At 71.6% G+C, this 18,209-nt stretch carries 16 protein-coding genes; 8 read left to right on the top strand and 8 right to left on the bottom strand.

Annotated elements, in window-relative coordinates; genetic code table 11:
* Positions 1 to 70: 70 nt before the first annotated feature.
* From B9W62_RS33595 to B9W62_RS33580, 4 genes are all read left to right on the top strand, one after another.
* Positions 71 to 1,594, top strand: a complete 1,524-nt coding sequence (locus tag B9W62_RS33595; RefSeq protein ID WP_087810681.1) for an acetaldehyde dehydrogenase ExaC — start codon at positions 71 to 73, stop codon at positions 1,592 to 1,594.
* A 309-nt stretch (positions 1,595 to 1,903) separates the two neighbouring features.
* Positions 1,904 to 3,580 (top strand): ribosomal protection-like ABC-F family protein, encoded by a 1,677-nt coding sequence (gene abc-f, locus B9W62_RS33590; protein ID WP_087810680.1) that lies wholly within the window; start codon positions 1,904 to 1,906, stop codon positions 3,578 to 3,580.
* Positions 3,581 to 3,815: 235 nt separating this feature from the next.
* Entirely contained in the window at positions 3,816 to 4,517 is a 702-nt protein-coding gene (locus B9W62_RS40360) for a hypothetical protein (protein WP_179235796.1), read from the top strand.
* A 281-nt stretch (positions 4,518 to 4,798) separates the two neighbouring features.
* On the top strand, positions 4,799 to 5,599 hold the full coding sequence (locus tag B9W62_RS33580; RefSeq protein ID WP_373433751.1) for a hypothetical protein: 801 nt from the start codon (positions 4,799 to 4,801) through the stop codon (positions 5,597 to 5,599).
* A gap of 56 nt (positions 5,600 to 5,655) precedes the next feature.
* Here the strand turns inward: B9W62_RS33580 and lysA are convergent, their stop codons facing one another.
* The 8 genes from lysA to B9W62_RS33540 all read right to left on the bottom strand — a co-directional run bounded on the left by lysA (position 5,656) and on the right by B9W62_RS33540 (position 13,585).
* Complete coding sequence (gene lysA / locus B9W62_RS33575) at positions 5,656 to 6,990, bottom strand: diaminopimelate decarboxylase (protein ID WP_087810678.1); 1,335 nt, start codon at positions 6,988 to 6,990, stop codon at positions 5,656 to 5,658.
* A 15-nt stretch (positions 6,991 to 7,005) separates the two neighbouring features.
* Positions 7,006 to 7,356, bottom strand: a complete 351-nt coding sequence (locus tag B9W62_RS33570; RefSeq protein WP_087810677.1) for an SAV_915 family protein — start codon at positions 7,354 to 7,356, stop codon at positions 7,006 to 7,008.
* A gap of 352 nt (positions 7,357 to 7,708) precedes the next feature.
* Entirely contained in the window at positions 7,709 to 8,872 is a 1,164-nt protein-coding gene (locus tag B9W62_RS33565) for an acyl-CoA dehydrogenase family protein (protein WP_087812211.1), read from the bottom strand.
* 92 nt (positions 8,873 to 8,964) lie between these two features.
* The gene (locus B9W62_RS33560; RefSeq protein WP_087810676.1) at positions 8,965 to 9,684 is read right to left on the bottom strand and encodes a class II aldolase/adducin family protein; all 720 of its coding nucleotides are present in this window, start codon (positions 9,682 to 9,684) and stop codon (positions 8,965 to 8,967) included.
* On the bottom strand, positions 9,684 to 10,445 hold the full coding sequence (locus B9W62_RS33555) for a dihydrodipicolinate reductase C-terminal domain-containing protein (protein WP_087810675.1): 762 nt from the start codon (positions 10,443 to 10,445) through the stop codon (positions 9,684 to 9,686). Before B9W62_RS33555 ends, B9W62_RS33560 begins: the two co-directional genes overlap by 1 nt.
* Complete coding sequence (locus B9W62_RS33550; RefSeq protein ID WP_087810674.1) at positions 10,435 to 10,704, bottom strand: hypothetical protein; 270 nt, start codon at positions 10,702 to 10,704, stop codon at positions 10,435 to 10,437. The genes B9W62_RS33555 and B9W62_RS33550 overlap by 11 nt, the downstream gene beginning before the upstream one ends.
* Before the next feature lie 104 nt (positions 10,705 to 10,808).
* Positions 10,809 to 12,230: a class I adenylate-forming enzyme family protein gene (locus B9W62_RS33545; protein ID WP_087810673.1), complete on the bottom strand. Its 1,422-nt coding sequence runs from the start codon at positions 12,228 to 12,230 to the stop codon at positions 10,809 to 10,811.
* The gene (locus B9W62_RS33540; RefSeq protein WP_087810672.1) at positions 12,227 to 13,585 is read right to left on the bottom strand and encodes a nitroreductase family protein; all 1,359 of its coding nucleotides are present in this window, start codon (positions 13,583 to 13,585) and stop codon (positions 12,227 to 12,229) included. Before B9W62_RS33540 ends, B9W62_RS33545 begins: the two co-directional genes overlap by 4 nt.
* Before the next feature lie 371 nt (positions 13,586 to 13,956).
* Here B9W62_RS33540 and B9W62_RS33535 point away from each other — a divergent pair, with 371 nt between their 5' ends.
* Genes B9W62_RS33535 through B9W62_RS33520 form a run of 4 tightly spaced genes read left to right on the top strand, consistent with a single transcriptional unit; the run spans position 13,957 to position 18,071 of the window.
* Positions 13,957 to 15,378, top strand: coding sequence for a condensation domain-containing protein (locus B9W62_RS33535; protein WP_179235795.1), 1,422 nt, complete (start codon positions 13,957 to 13,959; stop codon positions 15,376 to 15,378).
* Positions 15,371 to 16,351, top strand: coding sequence for an ABC transporter ATP-binding protein (locus tag B9W62_RS33530; protein ID WP_256976670.1), 981 nt, complete (start codon positions 15,371 to 15,373; stop codon positions 16,349 to 16,351). The genes B9W62_RS33535 and B9W62_RS33530 overlap by 8 nt, the downstream gene beginning before the upstream one ends.
* Positions 16,352 to 16,399: 48 nt before the next feature.
* Complete coding sequence (locus B9W62_RS33525; RefSeq protein ID WP_087810670.1) at positions 16,400 to 17,221, top strand: ABC transporter permease; 822 nt, start codon at positions 16,400 to 16,402, stop codon at positions 17,219 to 17,221.
* A 34-nt stretch (positions 17,222 to 17,255) separates the two neighbouring features.
* Positions 17,256 to 18,071: an ABC transporter permease gene (locus B9W62_RS33520; RefSeq protein WP_087810669.1), complete on the top strand. Its 816-nt coding sequence runs from the start codon at positions 17,256 to 17,258 to the stop codon at positions 18,069 to 18,071.
* Positions 18,072 to 18,209 lie beyond the last annotated feature (138 nt).

Here is an 18,209-nt window from a genome sequence, read left to right as displayed (position 1 = left end):
CTCCCCCTTCCTAGCCTCACGCGCAGAGCTGTCCAACGGCGGGCAGCGCTCGATGAGGGAGGCACGAAGGATGACCCGTTACGCGGCGCCCGGCACCGAGGGCGCGATCGTCTCCTATCAGTCGCGCTACGACCACTTCATCGGCGGCGAGTACGTGCCGCCGGCGCGCGGGCAGTACTTCGAGAACCCGTCCCCGGTGAACGGCCTGCCGTTCACCGAGATCGCGCGCGGCACGGCGGACGACGTGGAGCTGGCGCTGGACGCCGCGCACGAGGCCGCTCCGGGCTGGGGCCGTACCTCGGTGACCGAGCGTTCCGACATCCTGCTGAAGATCGCCGACCGCATGGAGGCGAACCTTGAGCGCCTGGCGGTCGCCGAGAGCTGGGAGAACGGCAAGCCGGTGCGCGAGACGTTGGCGGCCGACATCCCGCTCGCCATCGACCACTTCCGCTACTTCGCGGGCGCGGTCCGCGCCCAGGAGGGTTCACTGGGCGAGATCGACGACGACACCGTGGCGTACCACTTCCACGAGCCGCTGGGAGTCGTCGCGCAGATCATTCCGTGGAACTTCCCGATCCTGATGGCGGCCTGGAAACTCGCCCCCGCGCTGGCCGCCGGGAACGCTGTGGTCCTGAAGCCCGCGGAGCAGACCCCGGCCTCGATCCACTACTGGCTGAGCCTGGTGGCGGACCTGCTGCCGCCCGGCGTCCTGAACGTCGTCAACGGCTTCGGTGTGGAGGCGGGCAAACCGTTGGCGTCGAGCCCCCGGGTGGCGAAGGTGGCGTTCACCGGTGAGACCACCACCGGGCGGCTGATCATGCAGTACGCCTCGGAGAACATCAAACCGGTCACGCTGGAGCTGGGCGGCAAGTCGCCGAACATCTTCTTCGACGACGTCTGGGCGCGGGACGACGACTTCCGCGACAAGGCGCTCGAGGGCTTCACGATGTTCGCGCTCAACCAGGGCGAGGTGTGCACCTGCCCGTCCCGGGCGCTCGTCCAGCGCGGCAGCTACGCCGAGTTCATGGAGGCCGCGGTCGCCCGTACCGAGTCCATCAAGTCGGGCCATCCCCTGGACACCGACACGATGATCGGTGCGCAGGCGTCCAACGACCAGCTGGAGAAGATTCTCTCCTACCTGGACATAGGCCGTCAGGAGGGTGCCAAGGTGCTCACCGGTGGTGAGCGGATCGAGCACGACGGCGAGCTGAAGGGCGGCTACTACGTCCAGCCGACGATCTTCGAAGGACACAACCGCATGCGGATCTTCCAGGAGGAGATCTTCGGCCCGGTCGTGTCGGTGACGTCCTTCGACGACTTCGACGACGCGATCAAGACCGCCAACGACACCCTGTACGGGCTCGGTGCCGGCGTGTGGACCCGTGACATGAACACCGCCTACCGCGCCGGACGTGCGATCCAGGCGGGACGCGTGTGGACCAACTGCTACCACGCCTACCCGGCGCATGCCGCCTTCGGCGGCTACAAGCAGTCGGGCATCGGCCGGGAGAACCACAAGATGATGCTGGAGCACTACCAGCAGACCAAGAACATCCTTTGTTCCTACAGCCCTCGGAAGCTCGGCTTCTTCTAGAGCTCGAAGTCGGGTTGCGTGGAGGCGTAGTCGGGCTCCGGGCAGACGGGCGCGGCACTGGAATCACAGCGCGCGCCCGTCCGCCCGTCCGCCCCGAGCGCGTAGGGCGAGGACAGTGCGCCGATCTCGGACGCGAAGGAACCAGGTCGACGGTCCGCGGCGGCGACGACACCACGCGGGGGCTGAGGCGAGACGGTTCGTCTTGTTAGGATGCGGGTATGGCTTTCCTCTTCTTCGTCTGAGTCCGGGCACGGCCCCTGCCGCCGTTTCTGCTGCCCGTAGACCCTTCGGATGCCCAGGGAAAGCCCCATGCGCGACCGCGCCCGTACCACTCCGCCCGCCCACGCCCCCACGGCCGTGGCCCAGATGTCCGTGCAGTCCGTCACCAAGTCGTACGGCACCCGGACCGTCCTCGACCAGGTCTCCTTCACCGTCCGGCCGGGCGAGAAGGTCGCCGTCGTCGGGGAGAACGGCTCCGGCAAGTCCACCCTGCTCCGGCTGCTGGCCGGGGCCGAGGCACCGGACACCGGGGAGATCACCGTGCACTTCCCCGGCGGCACCGGCCACCTCGCCCAGACGCTGGACCTCGATGCGGACGCCACCGTGCAGGGCGCCGTCGACCTCGCCCTGTCCGAGCTGCGCGGCATGGAGCGCGGGCTCCGGGCGGCGGAGGAGAACCTCGCCGACGCGTCGGACCAGGAACTCGCCTCGTACGGCGCGCTGCTGATGGAGTACGAGGAGCGGGGCGGTTACGAGGCGGACTCCCGTGTGGACGCCGCCCTGCACGGACTCGGGCTCGCCCGAATCACGCGTGAGCGCCTGTTGGGCTCGCTGTCCGGCGGCGAGCAGTCACGCCTCGCGCTCGCCGGTGTCCTGGCCGCCTCCCCCGAACTGCTGCTCCTGGACGAACCGACGAACCACCTCGACGGGGCAGCCGTGCGCTGGCTGGAGGAGCGCCTGCGCGCACACCGCGGAACCGTCGTCGCGGTCACCCACGACCGCGGCTTCCTGGAACGCCTCGCCACCGCGATCGTCGAGGTCGACCGGGACGAGCGAACCGTGCGCCGGTACGGCGACGGCTGGGCCGGCTACCGCGCCGCGAAGGCCGCCGCCCGGCGCGGAGCGGAGCAGCGGTACGCGGACTGGGTCGAGGAAGTGAACCGTACGGAGGAACTGCTGGAGGCCGCCGGCAGGCGGCTCGCCGCCACCGGCCGCGACCCGAAGCAGGGCTTCGGCAAGCACCGCCGGTCCAGCGAGTCGAAGCTCGGCGGGCAGGTGCGATCCGTGCGGGAGCGCCTCGCGCAGCTGCGGCGCGACCCGGTGGCGGCGCCGCCGGAACCGCTCCGGTTCACGACACCGCTGGTGCCGGCCGACGGCGACCGATCCCGGGGCCCACTCGCCGAACTCGACCACGTCCGGGTCGGAGAACGGCTGTGTCTGGAGGGGCTCCTGACGATCGAACCCGGAGCACGTCTCCTGGTCACGGGCGAGAACGGCGCCGGCAAGACGACGCTCCTCCGCGTCCTGGCGGGCGATCTGCGTCCCGACGCGGGCTCGGTGCGCGGTCCCGCGCGGATCGGCTACCTCGCCCAGGAACTGCCCGGGCGGGCCACGCGGCTGCCGCTGCTGGCCGCGTTCGCAGCCGGGCTGCCCGGCCCGCCGGACGAGTACGCCGAACAGCTGCTGTCCCTGGGGCTGTTCCGCGAGGAGGATCTGCGGGTGCCGGTCGCCGCCCTGTCCAAGGGACAGCAGCGGCGGTTGCAGATCGCGGTGCTGGTGACCCGGCCCGCGGACCTCCTCGTCCTCGACGAGCCGACCAACCACATCGCCCTCGACCTGGTCGAGGACCTTCAGGCGGCGCTCGCGGCGTACCCGGGCGCGGTGGTCGCGGTCTCGCACGACCGCGGCTTCCGTGCGCGTTTCGCGGCCGAACGGCTGGAGCTGCGCTCCGGCCGTGCGCACGCGGTCAGTTGCTCCCGGCGGTGAGCTCACCGAACGGCTTGTTCGCGGCGTCTCACGCGAACTGGCGCTGCGGTTCGGCGCGGGCGGCCTGCGCGGGCGAGGACCTCCGCGCCGGGTGACGGTGCGGCGGCGTCCGCGGGACGCGGTCGGCCGTGCCCGTCACGATCTACCTGAGGCCCGGTCGGGACCTCTATGCTCGGGCGGCAGGTTCCGTGTGCCGTCAGCATGCAGTCTGTACCACCCGGGGGAAGTCGTGGACGTGCCGATGCTGATCCTGCTGGGTGCGGCGGGAGGTGCGCTGCGCGGGCTCCTCGACGTCTACAGCCGGTTCCTGGACTGGCAGGCGGACCGTCGCGCCAACCGGCAGTTACCCACTTGGCAGGAGAGCGAAGCGCCCCGGTTCCAGGAGTACTTCGATCCCGTCGCCGATCCGATCGCAGCCGTCGTGCACAGCGCGATGGGTGCCGGGGCCGCGGTGCTCCTCGGTACCACCGGACAGGTCAGCGGAGCGTACGCGGCCGTTGTCGTCGGCATCTCCGCCCCGGTCATTCTGACCCAGCTCGGCCGTGTCCAGTCGGTCGGCGACGCGGTCGGCGGCGCACCGCAGACAGGGACGGCCGCCGAAGAGGTGACCACCGCGGGCTCTCCGCGCGCCGCGCCGCCCACGGAGCGGCCGGCGCCGGACGACACCGGATCCCTGCCGTCCGTCACTCAGCCCTCCGTCACTCAGCCGCCCGTCGCCCAGCCCTCCGTCGCCCAGCCCTCCGTCGCCCAGCCGTCCCCGGCCCCCCACCCGACACCGCTGTCGTCGCCGGTGCCCGGTCCCTCCAGGAGCGTCGACGAACACCGCCGGACGAGCGTCACCGGCCCTGACTCCTCGGCTCTGGACTTCACCACCGATCACGGTGCTCCGCGTCCTCCCCACGGACCGGCGCTCGGCGAGGAAGGGACGACAGGATGACGCGGCCCTTCATGAGCCGACGTATCGCCGCGGCGATCCTGGGCGCCAACCGCCCGGGCGACCGGCTCGCCGCCACCGCCCACCAGCGCCGCCTTCCCCTCGGACGCCGTCTGCTGACGTCGGTCCTGGGCCTGCGGGCACATCCGCCGGTGCCGTCCGCGCCCCCACGCGACGAGTCGATCGGGACAGCGAAGGCGCCGGACGACGGCGTTCGGCCGCGCACGCCGGATGCGGACCGCCAGGAATACGGCTCGCACCGGACACGGGCGGTCCCGCGGCCCCTGCTGGGCGAGGACCGCCAGGAGTACGAGCGGATTCTCGACGCGGCACTGCGCTCCGCCCCGCACCGCCCGGAACTCGCCACTGTCGGGCAGCGGCTCAATTCGGAACAGCTCCGCACGATGGCGCTCAACGCCACCCCACTCATCACAGCCGTTGCGGCGACCGAGTACCAGCACTACGTGCAGGTTCGCGAACTGAACCGTCCGGCGCGACCCGTCCCGGCCCCCTTCCACGGACCCGACGCGAAGTACCCCGGCGCGGTGCGGATCCCCCTGGGCGCACACCAGAACAGCGCGGGCCCCGCAGCCGTCGTCGCGGTGCTCGCTCCCGTGCTCGCGGCCACCGTCGCGGTGCTCGCCCTGCTCGTGGGCTTCATCCTGAGGACCCTCGCCCCCGGGTCGGCGTTCGCCCGGACCCTCCTCACCGTCGGGTGGGTCTCCGGCGCGGTCGCCGCGGCCACGTTCCTGGTCGCCGCCGTCGGTCTGCTGCTCACCGCCCTGCGCAACGGGCGCTCGCCCGAGACCGGACTTCACGACGAGTCGAGCCGGGAAGTGGAGCAGGCCAGGGAGGCCTGGCGCGAGGCGCTGCTGGAGCGGGGGATCTTGCCGTTCCTGCGGGAGGCCCTCACCGATCCCGGCACGGCAGCAGCACCACAGCACCCGGCGCCGCCCGTGGCGAACAGCCGTGTTCCGAGCCTCGGCCACCAACGGCCCGGATTCACCAGCCCGGATTTCACCAGCCCGGATTTCGGGGGGCCGGCCGAGAGCGGGCCCGCCACGGGACCCGAGGAATCCGGGTGACGTCCGGCCCGCCGCGCCGGGCCGGACACCGGACCGTGTGCGCCGTGCTGTCACCGCTACAGGCCCACGTCGCGGCGGCGGACGTCCTCCAGGGACTCCCGCCGGACCAGGAGGCGGGCCCGGCCGTCGCGTACGGCGGCCAGGGGCGGGCGGCCGACGAGGTTGTAGCCGGAGGCCATGGCAAGCTGATACGCACCGGCCACGGGTACGGCGAGCAGGTCACCCGGGCGCACGTCGCCGGGCAGTTCCACGTCGGACGCGAGGATGTCGCCCGCTTCGCAGTGGCGCCCCACCACGGTCACCCTGGCCGGGGCCGCGGTGCCGCGCCGGCCGATGAGGCGGGGCGCGTAGCGGACGCCGTACAGGGCGGGGCGCGGATTGTCGCTCATACCGCCGTCCACGGCCACGAAGACGTGGTCGCCCGTGTGTTTGACGGCCAGCACGTGGTAGAGGGCGACGCCCGCCGGGCCGGCGATGGCCCGGCCCGGTTCGATGAGCAGGCGCGGCACGGGCAGTCCGGCCGTGGCGCAGGCGTCGGCCAGCTCCGCGCGGACCCTGCGGGCCAGCGTCGTCAGGTCGAGGGCCGGTTCACCGGGACGGTAGGCGATGCCGTGTCCGCCGCCGAGGTCGAGTTCGGGCAGGACCAGGCCGTGCTGCTCGTGCAGGCGCAGCATCAGCCCGACCATGCGCCGTACGGCGACCAGGTAGGGCTTGACGGTGGTGATCTGGGAGCCCAGGTGGCAGTGCAGGCCGGTCAGTTCGAGCTGGGGTTGGTCGAGGACGCGGGCGATGGCGTGCTGGGCGTAGCCGTCGGTGATCGGCAGGCCGAACTTCTGGTCGTCCGTGCCGGTGCGGATCTTGGCGTGGCCGCCGGCACTGATGCCGGGCACCACGCGGACCATCACCTTCTGGTGGCCGTCCGGGCCCACGGCGGCGGCCAGCCGGGCGATCTCCGAGGGACTGTCGATGACGATGCGCCCCACGCCGAGGCGGAGGGCCGTGTCGAGGTCGCGGGGTGACTTGGCGTTGCCGTGCAGCACGATCCGGTCCGGCGGGAAGCCGGTGGTGACGGCGAGTTCCAGTTCGCCGGCGGAGCAGACGTCGAGGCCGAGACCCTCCTCGTCGATCCAGTGGGCCATGGCCCGGCACAGGAACGCCTTGGCGGCGTAGAGGATGTCGGCTTCGGGGAACGCGTCGCGGTAGGTGCGGCAGCGTTCGCGGACCTCCGCCTCGTCGAGGACGTAGACGGGGGTGCCGAAACGGTCGGCGATCTCCGTGAGGGGTACGCCGCCCACGGCGAGGTCGCCGCGGGCGGGTTCCGTGGTGGACGCGGGCCACACCGACAGGTCGGCGGCGGTGGGCCGCGACGCGGGTACGTGGACGGTGGTCATGGTGTGCCGCCCCTCTCAGCCGGCCCGCAGGGCGGAGGCGGGCGCCGGTGCGGCGGGCGCGGTCCGGTCCGGCACGGCTGCCGGGGCGGTGAACTGCGGGTCCACCGTGAGCGCGGTGACGCCGAGCGGTGCGGCCAGCGCGCGCAGTGCGGGCGCGGCGAGCCGGATCCACGCCTGCTCGGCGCCGAGGGTGGTGACCAGGCGGCGCCGGGAGGTGAAGCCGACGGCCGTACGCCGGCCCGGCGGTGTACGGAAGAGCCGGAGGGTGGTGTGTCCGCAGGGGCCCGGCCGGAAGGGGACGTACAGGAGTCCGGCCGGGAATCGTTCGGAGGGTTCGGGGTCCTCGTCGTACAGGGGTTCCGTCATGGGGTCCTCCCGGAGGATGCGGCAGTGCGCAGGGCATGGTTGGGGGCGGTTCGGGGTGCCCCGGGCGCGGGGAGGCGGGCCGGGGCACGCACCGACGTTATGCCCGGCGTCCCCGTGTCCGGGCCGGGCGCTGACGGGACGCTGACGGTGCTCCGGAGGATGTTGACGAGATGCTGACGGCCCGGTGCCGCACCCACTGGATACCTGGGTGTTCCGGCAGGTGTGCAACGGCCGGCGGCGGCCGAGCGGGGCGGCCCGGGCGGAGCTCGGCTTTCCGACAGCAGCAGGAGAGGCGCCTGAGCGGGGGTTGCTCCCGCTGCGGCGTTCGCAGGTCTCACCCGCAGGGCGTCCGTCACAGCGCGGACGAGATCACCAGACGTTGGATCTGGTTCGTGCCCTCGATGAGCTGGAGCAGCTTGGCCTCACGCATCCAGCGTTCCGTCGGGTGGTCGGTCACGTATCCGTAGCCGCCCAGGACCTGGACGGCATCGGTGGTCACGCGCATCGCGGTGTCGGTGGCGAAGAGCTTGGCCTTGGCTGCGGCGGCCGAGGAATGCTGCCCGGCGTCGAGCCGGCGGGCTGCGTCGAGCAGCAGCGTGCGAGCGGCACTGACCTGGGTCGCCATGTCGGCGAGCAGGAAACCGATGCCCTGGAAGGAGATGATCGGCTTCCCGAACTGCTGCCGGGTCTTCGCGTAGGCGACGGCATAGTCGAGCGCGGCCTGGGCCAGCCCCACCGCGCAGGCGGCGATACCGAGGCGCCCTCGGTCGAACAGGCCCATCGCGATCAGGAACCCCTTGCCGGGCCTGCCGATCCGCCGGTCCTGGGCGATCTCCGCCCCGTCGAAGACGACCTGGGCGGTCGGCGAGGAACGGACGCCCATCTTCCGTTCCGGTGCCTGCGGGCGGAGCCCTGGTGTGTCCGCGGGCGCCAACAACAGGGAGAGGCCGCGCACCCCGTCGCTTCCGGTGCGGCAGAACACGTTGTAGTAGTCGGCGGCGCCTGCGTGGCTGACCCAGGACTTGGTCCCGTTCACGACGTAGCGGTCCTCGTGCGGAGTGGCTGTGGTCCGCAGGGCCGAGATGTCGGAGCCGGCTTCCGCCTCGGAGACGCAGTTCGCACCGAGTAGTCCGCCCCCCAGCATGTCCGGGAGCCAGGCGGCCCGCTGTTCGTCGGAACCGAAGGCGGCCAGTCCGTAACAGGAGAGCACGTGGATGTTGACCGACTGGGCGACCCCCAGCCAGTGCTGGGCCAGGGTCTCCAGGACGGTGAGGTACACCTCGTAGGGCTGGCCGCCTCCGCCGTACTGCTGCGGGTAGGGCAGCCCGAGCAGTCCGGCCCGGCCGAGCGTGTGCAGCAGCTCGCGGGGGAAGGTCCCCTCGGCCTCGAACTGTTCCACCCGCGGGGCGAGTTCGGCGGCGGCCAACTGCCGGACGAGTTGCAACAGGTCCAGTGCCTCCTCCGTCCAGGCGGGTCCGGTGGGCTGGGGGTGACGGCTTGGCGCGGAGGTGGGCATGGCGGCGTCCTCACGTACGGCTGGATCATGGCGCACCGGTTCTTCGGCGCTGGTGAAGGGGCGTTGGGGCGCGAACCCGAAGCCGGCGGGGATCAGGCCGGCAGCCACTGCTCGGCTTCGGGCCACCGCCGTACGGCCCGGCGCACCGCGTAGTCCCAATAGGAGCGCACGGACAGGTCGGCGTAGATGAAGTCCTGCTTGAGCCGGACGTCCTCGGAACTGGAGTAGTGGTACTCCGTTCCCGTGGAGAGCGCGGCGAGCTGGAGGCGACAGGCGCGTTCCAGCACCTGGGCGAAGATCGCGGCGTGGCGCACGCTCTTGCCGACGATCACCCCACCGTGGTTGCGCAGGAACACGGCGCGTCCGGTGTCCCCGAGTTCCTTCGCGATCCGGTCGCCGGTGGCGATGTCGAGCACCGTGTTGCTGGTGGTGGTGAAGACGCTGGTCGCGTCGACGAAGTAGGAGCCCTCATGGGAGAGGGGACGCAGTTCGAGGTCGCAGGCACCGAACAGCAGGGTGTACGGGGCGTGGCTGTGCACGATGCCGTTGACGTCCGGCCTGGCTCGGTAGATCGCCTGGTGGAGCGGGAGTTCGGGGGGCGCCGTGCGCGGGGGCTGTCGCGCGTGGTCCACCGCCGCGGTGACGGTCTCCTCCGGTGTGACCTCGTCGAAGCCGCAGAGCGCGTTCTTGATCAGGAAGGTGTCCGCGCCGGGTGTTCTGGCGGATATCTGTCCTTGGTTGAAGTCGTCGTGTCCGTCCAGGGAGAGCATCCGCCCGCCGAGGGCGAGCTGGTTGGCCAGCCGGCGTGTCATCAGAAGGCCTCGCTCGTGCCGTGGTTGTCGGGGGAGGTGGTCGAGAGGGTGTGGAAGAGGTCGTCCACGGTGATCAGTCCGGGCGGGTGCCGCGGCAGCCGCCGGGCGAGAGCCAGCGCGGTGCGGGCCACGGCGCGCAGCGAGGTCACCTGGTGGTGGACGGTGAGGGCTTCGTCGACGCCCCAGGTCCAGGTGATCGAGTGTTCACTGACCTCCGGGCCTCCGCGGCGGAGCCCCAGCTCGGCCTCCGGATGCCCGCCGGCGTCCGTCCAGGCCGTGGCGAGTCGTTCGGCGGTCGCACTGACCCGAGCCGCCTTGCGGGCCGGGTGCCGGTCCAGGACGTCCACGTGGGGATCCGTGACGTGGTGGACGGTGGCGACCAGGCCGGCCAGCCTGCGCTGAAGGTAGCTGCCGAACGAGAGGTTGGCGGCCTCGAGCACGGGCACCGCGTCAGCGACCTCGTCGAGCAGGCCCGCGTGCCGCTCCCGCAGGTGGGAGACGCACTCGAGGAGCGGCACACCGCGCCGGACGCAGTACGCGGCGACTTCGGGGAAGCCGCCGGGGGCGCCCGCGTCGATGAGGACGTCGGGCACGGACTCGACCGTCCAGCCGGTACTCGCCCGTGCCCGCAGGCTCACCGGGACGCGCGCGTCCGTGCAGGCTTGCAGCAGCGCACCGCCGAGCCGTCCCGCACCGACGATGCCCACCGTGAGGGGCGGGCCGCCGTGCAGGGGGGCGGCTGCCGCCGCGTCAGACGGCATCGGAGCCGAGATCGGCCAGGACGGCGGCTACGATGCCGTCCACCGTGCCCAGCGCCTCGGCCCCCTCGTCGGCGTCCAGGTAGGCGCCGAACTCGTTCTCGATGGCGTCGAGCAGTCGGATGTAGGAGAGCGACGTGTAGTTGACGGCTTCCAGGACACCTCCGTGCGCCTCGATGTCCGAGACACTGAGGTCACCTTCGTGAGACGAGATGATCAGGCGGATCACGCCGTCGCGTATCAGCTGCGGGCCGGCAGGCATGACTGACTCCTCGGAAGGGGGCCGGCGGGTTTCGCCGTCGGCGCGGGTGCCGCCCGGGCGGGTGCCAGGGGGCAGTGTGGCGGGAGCGGAGCGGTTCGGCGGGCTCAGGAAGGGCCGGCGTCGAAGAGACTCCGCAGTTCGTGGAGCACCGGCTTGCCGATCACCGTGGTGGGGATGGCGTCGACGACCCGGATCAGTGTGGGGACCTTGTGGGCGGCCAGGCCGTCCCGGATCCGCAGGCGTACCTCGCCGGCGTCGAGCCCTTCGCGCAGCACGAGTACGGCGGCCACGGCGGGCTCGCCGTGCCGGTCGGGGACTTCGAGGACCACGGCCTGTTCCACGCCGGGCACGGTGGCGACGGCGTTGCCGACCTCGACCGGGTCGACCTTGCGGCCACCCACGTTGATCATCCGGTTGGAGCGGCCGGTGAGTACCAGTTCCCCGTTCTCCAGGCGCCCGCGGTCCCCCGTGCCGTAGTGGCCGCCGTCGTCGATCCGGCTCTCCAGGAGGCCGGGGGCGTTGAGGTAGCGGGTGGCCATCGAGGCGCTGCGCACGTGGACGGCCCCGTCCCGGCCGACGGCTTGCCGGGTCTGGATGTCCACCCCCGGCAGCGGGCGGCCCAGGCTCTGCGCCGAGGTGGCGGTGGAGTAGGTCAGCGGTCCGGCCTCGGCGACGCCGTAGTAGTTGCCCATCGGGACTCCGGTCAGTGCGGTGAACTGCTCCTTGGTGTCCGCGCGCAGCGGGGCCCCGGAGGAGATGGCGACGCGGACGGAGGCGAAGTCCGCGCGGCCGCCGCCGGTGCGGACGAAGGAGTCGTAGAGGGCGGGGAAGGCGACCAGCCGGGTGGTCTGCGTCTCGGCGACGAGCCGACGGATCCGGCCACTGGTCGGCAGTCCGTGCGACAGGTGCAGCTGCGCGCCGACCAGGAAGGTGGACAGGAGGGAGGTGTTGAAGGCCAGTCCGTTGGACAGGCCCGCGCAGCACAGGATGCGATCACCGGCTGTCATGGCGGTGCCCACCGCCCAGTTCTCGGCCGCCGCGCGCACCGCCCGCCCCGAGAACTCCAGGCAGTTGGGCCTGCCCGTGGTGCCGGAGGTGAAGCGGCAGACCTCGGTGTCGGGGTGCAGCCGGTGACGGCGCTCGGCGGTACGGCGGTGCGTGGCGGTCAGGCCCGGCAGCGCGGGGACCGCGTCGCCTGCCGTGTCCCGGTCGTGGAGCAGCAGGTCGAGCGAGCAGTCCTCGTGGATGCGCTCCAGTTCGCCGTCACCGGCCGAGGCGTCGACCAGGAACGGGACTGCCCCGGCGTGCAGGATGCCCAGGTAGGCGGTCACCCACGTGGTGCTGTTGCGCGCGGCCAGACCGATCCGGGGGCGGTCGTCCACGGACCGGGTGCCGCTGAGCCACTCGGCGGCCCGCAGGCTCCGCTCGTGCAGGGCGCGGTAGTCGGCCGAGGAGTCGGGTCCGGACAGCGCCGGTCTGTCCGCGTACTGGTCGGCGCACCGGGCGAATGCGGCGGCGAGGATCATGAGCGCTCATTCTGTGCGTAGGCGACCGCGAAGCGGTCGAGCTTCGGGGCGTCGGGGGTGTCCACGCCCATAGCGACCGCGTAGACCACATCGTGATCGGTGGGCAGGCCGGCCAGCCGCTGCCATCGCTCGCTGTCGAAGCCGCCGACACCCGTGACCGCGAGGCCGCGCCGGGCCGCTTCCAGGCAGACCAGTTGAGCCAGCGCCCCGGCGTGGTAGAGCACCGTCCACAGTTGTGAGCCGCCTGCCTCGTCGATGAGCGAGGCGGTGGGCGCGTGCAGCAGCAGCACGGCCGACGTGTCGGCCAGATGACGCTGAGCCATGAAGGCTTCGGTGACCGCTTCGTTGGTCAGCTCGGGAACCCAGCGGATGTCCAGGCCGGCCGGCCAGGCCGACTCGCCGTGCCCGTGGGGCTCTTGCCGCACGGCCAAGGTGGCGTGGGGCGGGGTTCCTTCACCGGGCAGCAGGTCGTGGAGGACGGACAGCGCGCGGCCGACGGTGCCCTGTATGTCTCGCACGGGGACGGTGCCGGGCGCGAAGCCGGTGGCCGACCGGCGGCCGTGGAACGCCGCCCGCGGCACGAGAGGTGCCCTGCTCCCGCGCCGTACCGCCGTCGGCAGGGAGACGGCCGCTCCGGGCGGACCGGCCGCAGCCCCTTCGGAGTCGGTGACGAGTGACTCCCAGCAGAGCCGCTCCAGCCAGTGCGGCTGCCGGCGCAGCGAGGACGGCCGGGTGGCGCGGGCGTCGCGGACCGCCCAGCAGGACGGTCCGGCATCGGGGCCGTTGCCGGCCGGTACCGCGGTGACGGCCAGCGCGGAGTGGACCTCCGCGCACTCGCCGTACTCCGTGACCAGGGGCTCCAGACCCGGTGGGCGCCGGCGCAGCACGACACTCGCACCGAGGCTGTCGGCCGCCAGGACCAGGTTCATGTGCAGGTGCGCCGTGTCCAGTTGGGTGTAGAGGTAGCCCCGGTCGCCGTACTTTCGCATGGACAGCCAAGGCCTGGTGGCCAGCACGATGACCGCACCGTCCTCGGGGACGGCGAGCGCCGCTTGGCAGAGCATCGCGTCGACTTGCGGTCCGCGGCTGAGCAACTGACAGAGCCGTCGCCCCGGATCGACCTGGTAGAGGCCGGTCGCATCCGCGTCGTCCCTGGTCAGGATGTAGCACTCGTAGGGGTAGGTGGCGCCGGCCGAGGGCACCGCCCGGCGTGAGCCGTCCCTTCCGATCATGCCGAGGTCGAGTACCGCCAGGCCGGTGCGCAGTCCCGCTGCGGGCGTGAGGGCGGGCGACCGTCCGGACCCTGCGGAGTCGACCGCCATCCGTGTCCAGAGCGGTATGGCACGCACTTCCATCGTGATCTGCTCCTCGCTTCCATGGGGATGCAGCACTGCGGCCCGGTGCGCCCACCCGGAAGCTGGCGCCACGCCGAGACCGACGCAAATTATGCACAGAAGCTAGCAAAATCAAGATGTCTGGCGAGTCTGTTTTCTGCTTTCCCTCCCCTTCCCTCTTCGGTAGTGCGCAGAACCCGAGGACGAGTAGGCGCAAAAGGCCCAGAAGTGCACCGGGAGACGCACGGGAGGCTTCTGGGAGCCGTCTCATCCATCGGTCACATGTCAGAAACTTCAACGTCGACTGTTGAGAAATTGCTATGTTCCGCGCCATTCTTGAGCCCGCTCGCGGCGGGACACTTCGGCGAGCAGGACAAAGAGGAAGAGGACTGGTGACAGACCCCACAACCGCCCGCGTGCGGTTCCACGCGGGCCACCCCCGGACCGGGCCGATGACCTGGGGCCAGCGCGCCATCTGGGAGGTGATCCGCTGGCTGCCGCCCGACGACGACTCGCTGAACCAGCTCGGCTGGGCGCCGGTCGGCTCCGCCACCGTGGCCGAGGTGTGCGACATGGTCCGGCTGCTCGTGGAGCGGCACGAGTCGCTGCGGACGGCCTATGCCGAACACCACGACGGCCTGGTGCAGCACGTCGCGGCCTCGGGCGAGATCGAGTTCCTGCTCGCCGAACTCGATCCGGGTGACCTGGCGGTGGCCGTCGCCCCGCTCGGCGAACGGATCCGGGCAGGCGCCTTCGACAACGGCGCCGGACTGCCGGTGCGTGCGGCGATCGGGCTGCGCGCGGGCGTACCGGCCGCCGTCGCGATCGCCGCGAGCCACCTGGCGGTCGACGGCTGGAGCTTCCAGATCGTCATGGACGAACTGCGTGCCCTGCTCACCGCCGGCCCCGACGGCGCGGCGGATCTGCGCGCGCGTTCCCGGCAACCCGTCGACCGGGCCGGATTCGAGAGGTCCGAAGCCGGCGCCCGGCGCGAGAGGCGCACGCTGGACTACTGGGCCCGTCAGGCGGACACCGTTCCCGCGAGCATGCTGGCGGCCGCTTCGACGCCGCAGCAGCTCGACCGGGACTGGGCGCACCTCGACTCCCCCGCCCTGGCGCTGGCCGCCCACGCGCTGGCCGGACGCAGCCGCTGCAACACGGCCACCGCTCTGCTCGGTTCAACCGCGCTGCTGCTGGCCTCCTACCTCGGTGAACCCGAGGCCGCGCTGCGGGTCATCGTGTCGACCCGTTTCAAGCCCGAGGACGAGGAGTTCGTCGGGGCCTTCAATCAGAACGCGATCGTCCGCCTGCACATCGCGGACGAGTCCACCGAGCAGTTCCTCTCCCGTGCCGCCCGGACCGCGTTGAACGCCTACCGGCACTCGGAGGCCTGCCCGGTCAAAATGGAGGAGCAGCTGGAGGAGATCGCCCGCCGGCGCGGTATCACCCCCGGCGGCTACTGCTTCTTCAACGACATCCGCTTCAGCGCCGAGGAGCGCAACGCGCCGCCGCCCGAGATCGACCCTCTGAAGCTGCCCACCCGGCTGGACGAGGCCCTCGCCCGTACCCGCCTGACCCGCCTGGACAGTGCGGGGCGGCAGTCCGGGGCCAAGTTCTTCCTCTTCCTCGACGCACTGCGCGAGTCCTGCGCGCTCACCCTGTGCACCGACCCGCGTTTCCTGCCCGCCTCCGCCGGCGACTTCCTGCGGGAGCTCGAGCACTTCATGGTGCGGGCGGCCCGGAACCCCGGCACCCCGGTGGGTGAACCGGTCGACCGGCTCCGCCGCCGGCGGCAAGGAGCCCACCATGACTGAGACCACGAGGCAGCCACAGGGCACGGTTCCGGAGCAGGCTCCCATGATCCGCGCAAAGGGACTGCGCAAGCGCTACGGCGCAGCGCGTGGCGAAGGGTTCACCGCGGTCGCGGGCATCGACTTCGAGGTCCGTCCCGGGGAGGCGTTCGGGATCCTGGGCGCCAACGGCGCCGGGAAGTCCTCGACCATGCGCATGATCGCGTGCACCTCGCCCTCCACCGGCGGGAGCCTCGACGTACTCGGGCTCGACGCACGGACCGAGGGCGCCCGGATTCGCGCCCGGATCGGCGTGGTCCCGCAGGACGACACCGTGGACGTCGAACTGACGGTCAGGGAGAACCTGTTGATCTACGGGCGCTACTTCGGACTCCCGAAGGCCGAGATCCGCAGGCGGGCCACGGAACTCCTCGACTTCGCACGGCTGCCCGACAAGGCGGAGGAGCGGGTCGAAGCGCTGTCCGGCGGCATGCGGCGACGTCTGACGATAGCCAGGGCCCTCATCAACGAGCCCGAGATCGTGCTGCTGGACGAGCCCACCACCGGCCTCGACCCGCAAGCACGCCACCTGCTCTGGGAGCGGCTGTTCCAGCTCAAGGACGACGGCATCACGCTGATCCTCACCACCCACTACATGGACGAGGCCGAGCAGCTGTGCGACCGGCTCGTCGTGATGGACGGCGGGCGGATCGTCACCGAGGGGTCACCCGGCGGACTGATCGAGCGGTACTGCACCCGGGAGGTGCTCGAACTGCGCTTCGGCCCGGGTGAGCGCGAGGCCATGACCGGCAGGGCGCGGGGCCTGGTGGAGCGGATCGAGGAACTGCCCGACCGCATCCTTCTCTACACCGACGAAGGGGAGGCCACCCTGGCGGCCGCCCACGCGCGCGGCATCGTCCCGCTGACCGCCCTGACCCGCAGGGCGAGCCTGGAGGACGTCTTCCTCACTCTGACGGGCCGCAGCCTGGCCGACTGAAGCGTCGCCGCCCTGCCCGCCCTCCAGGTGTCGCCACGGAGAGTACCGATGACCACGCACGCCTCCCGCTCCCTCGTCCCGCCCGGCCGTACCCGCACGGTCCCGCCCGCCCTGCACGAGTTCGCCTACTGGCTGCATCGCTACCGCCGCACCTGGCGCGGGACCGTGGTGCTGAACGTGGCCAACCCGCTGCTGTTCCTGACCGGCATCGGTGCGGGACTGGGCACTCTGGTCAACCACAACAACAGTGCCGCCCTGGGCGGCCTGTCGTACCTGGCCTTCCTCACTCCCGGCCTGCTTGCCGCCTCGGCCATACAAACCGCCTATATCGACTCGGCCCACCCCGTCCACCAGTCGGTGCAGGCCAAGGGGCACTACTGGGCGGCGAGTGCCACCCCGGTGTCTCCCGTCGACATCTACTACGGTCACCTGCTGTTCAACATCTTCAAGGTGACGCTCTCCGCCACGGCCTTCACCGCGGTGGCGGTGGTCTTCGGCGTCGTCGACGCGCTGCGGGCCCCCCTCGTGGTGCTCGCGACCCTGCTGGTCGGAGCCGCGTTCGCCGCCCCGTCCGCCGCCTGGGCGGTGACCGCGAAGCGCCAGCCCACGGTACTCGCGGTACTCCGGTTCGGCGTGATGCCGATGTTCATGTTCTCCGGCACCTTCTTCCCTCTGGCGCAGTTGCCCGGCTGGCTCCAGCCCGTGGTGCGGGCGACGCCGCTCTGGCACGGGGTCGAGCTGTGCCGTACGGCAGCGCTCGGCACCGGCACCGTGGCCGGCATCGCCGTCCACGTCGGCTACCTGGCCGTGCTGACTGTCGTCGGTCTGCTGCTCGGGCGGCGCACCTATCAGCGGCACCTGCACTCCTGACGACCAGCTCTCACCCCTGAAAGGCAGGGATCCCATGTCGGCCGTGCTGGGCCCGCATGTCTCCGCTCGTCCCGATCCGGCACCGCGCTCCGGGGGCGCCCTGGCGATGGTCGAGCGGAACCTCATGATCTACCGGCATACCTGGCTGCTGCTGGTGGCCGAGATCTTCGAACCGGTGCTCTATCTCCTCGCCTTCGGCGTCGGCATCGGCGGACTGGTCGGCAACGTACCGGGGCTCGCCGACACCGATGTGCCCTACGCGGAGTTCGTCGCTCCCGCTCTGCTCGCCACCACGGCGATGAACGGCGCGATGAACGAGACGACGTTCAACCTGTTCAACAAGCTGAAGACGAACCACACCTACGAGTCGATCCTGACCACGCCGATGACGGTGCGCAGCGTGGCGTGGGGCGAGGTCTGCTGGGCCCTGCTGCGCGGCGCTCTGGTGACGGCCGGGTTCCTCGTGGCCGTCACCGTCTTCGGCCTGGTGCACAGTCCGCTGGTGCTGCTGGTGATACCCGGCGCACTCCTGGTCGGGTTCACCTTCGCGGCGCTGGGCCTGGCCGTGGTGACCTGTCTGCGGGACTGGCAGGACTTCCAGTACATCCAGTTGGCCATGCTGCCGATGTTCCTGTTCGCCACCACCTTCTACCCACTGGACGTCTACCCCCGTCCGGTCCAGCTGCTGGTGGAGTGCCTGCCGCTCTACCAGAGCATCGAGCTGATCCGGCAGCCCTCACTGGGTGAGTTCGGCGTCGGACTGCTGGTCCCGGCCGTGTACCTGCTCGCGGTGGGCGGCCTCGCCCTCGTGTTCGCGTTCCGCCGGCTGGACCGGGCGCTGCGCCGCTGAGTCACTCACGGCGCGACGACTTGCGCGGTCGAGCCAGGGGCGACTTCACCGGGTCGCGCCTGGCTCGGCGGTGCGACGGATACGGCCTCGGGGCGGGGGCGGTACGTCGAGCAGCCCGGCCCGCCTTCGTCCAGCGAA

Origin of the sequence: Streptomyces sp. CS113 (assembly GCF_002188365.1) — a bacterium.
Lineage (GTDB): Bacteria > Actinomycetota > Actinomycetes > Streptomycetales > Streptomycetaceae > Streptomyces > Streptomyces tendae.
This window is presented reverse-complemented; position numbering and strand designations above follow the sequence as displayed.

Excerpts from the sequence above, each read along its gene's own strand:
- B9W62_RS33560 (WP_087810676.1), bottom strand. The coding sequence starts at position 9,684 with ATGACACGCCGGCTGGCCAACCAGCTCGCCCTCGGCGGGCGGATGCTC.
- B9W62_RS33540 (WP_087810672.1), bottom strand. The coding sequence starts at position 13,585 with ATGGAAGTGCGTGCCATACCGCTCTGGACACGGATGGCGGTCGACTCC.
- B9W62_RS33525 (WP_087810670.1), top strand. The coding sequence starts at position 16,400 with ATGACCACGCACGCCTCCCGCTCCCTCGTCCCGCCCGGCCGTACCCGC.
- B9W62_RS33565 (WP_087812211.1), bottom strand. The coding sequence starts at position 8,872 with ATGCCCACCTCCGCGCCAAGCCGTCACCCCCAGCCCACCGGACCCGCC.
- B9W62_RS33550 (WP_087810674.1), bottom strand. The coding sequence starts at position 10,704 with ATGCCTGCCGGCCCGCAGCTGATACGCGACGGCGTGATCCGCCTGATC.
- B9W62_RS33555 (WP_087810675.1), bottom strand. The coding sequence starts at position 10,445 with ATGCCGTCTGACGCGGCGGCAGCCGCCCCCCTGCACGGCGGCCCGCCC.
- B9W62_RS33520 (WP_087810669.1), top strand. The coding sequence starts at position 17,256 with ATGTCGGCCGTGCTGGGCCCGCATGTCTCCGCTCGTCCCGATCCGGCA.
- lysA (WP_087810678.1), bottom strand. The coding sequence starts at position 6,990 with ATGACCACCGTCCACGTACCCGCGTCGCGGCCCACCGCCGCCGACCTG.
- B9W62_RS33530 (WP_256976670.1), top strand. The coding sequence starts at position 15,371 with ATGACTGAGACCACGAGGCAGCCACAGGGCACGGTTCCGGAGCAGGCT.
- B9W62_RS33595 (WP_087810681.1), top strand. The coding sequence starts at position 71 with ATGACCCGTTACGCGGCGCCCGGCACCGAGGGCGCGATCGTCTCCTAT.
- B9W62_RS33570 (WP_087810677.1), bottom strand. The coding sequence starts at position 7,356 with ATGACGGAACCCCTGTACGACGAGGACCCCGAACCCTCCGAACGATTC.
- B9W62_RS33545 (WP_087810673.1), bottom strand. The coding sequence starts at position 12,230 with ATGATCCTCGCCGCCGCATTCGCCCGGTGCGCCGACCAGTACGCGGAC.
- abc-f (WP_087810680.1), top strand. The coding sequence starts at position 1,904 with ATGCGCGACCGCGCCCGTACCACTCCGCCCGCCCACGCCCCCACGGCC.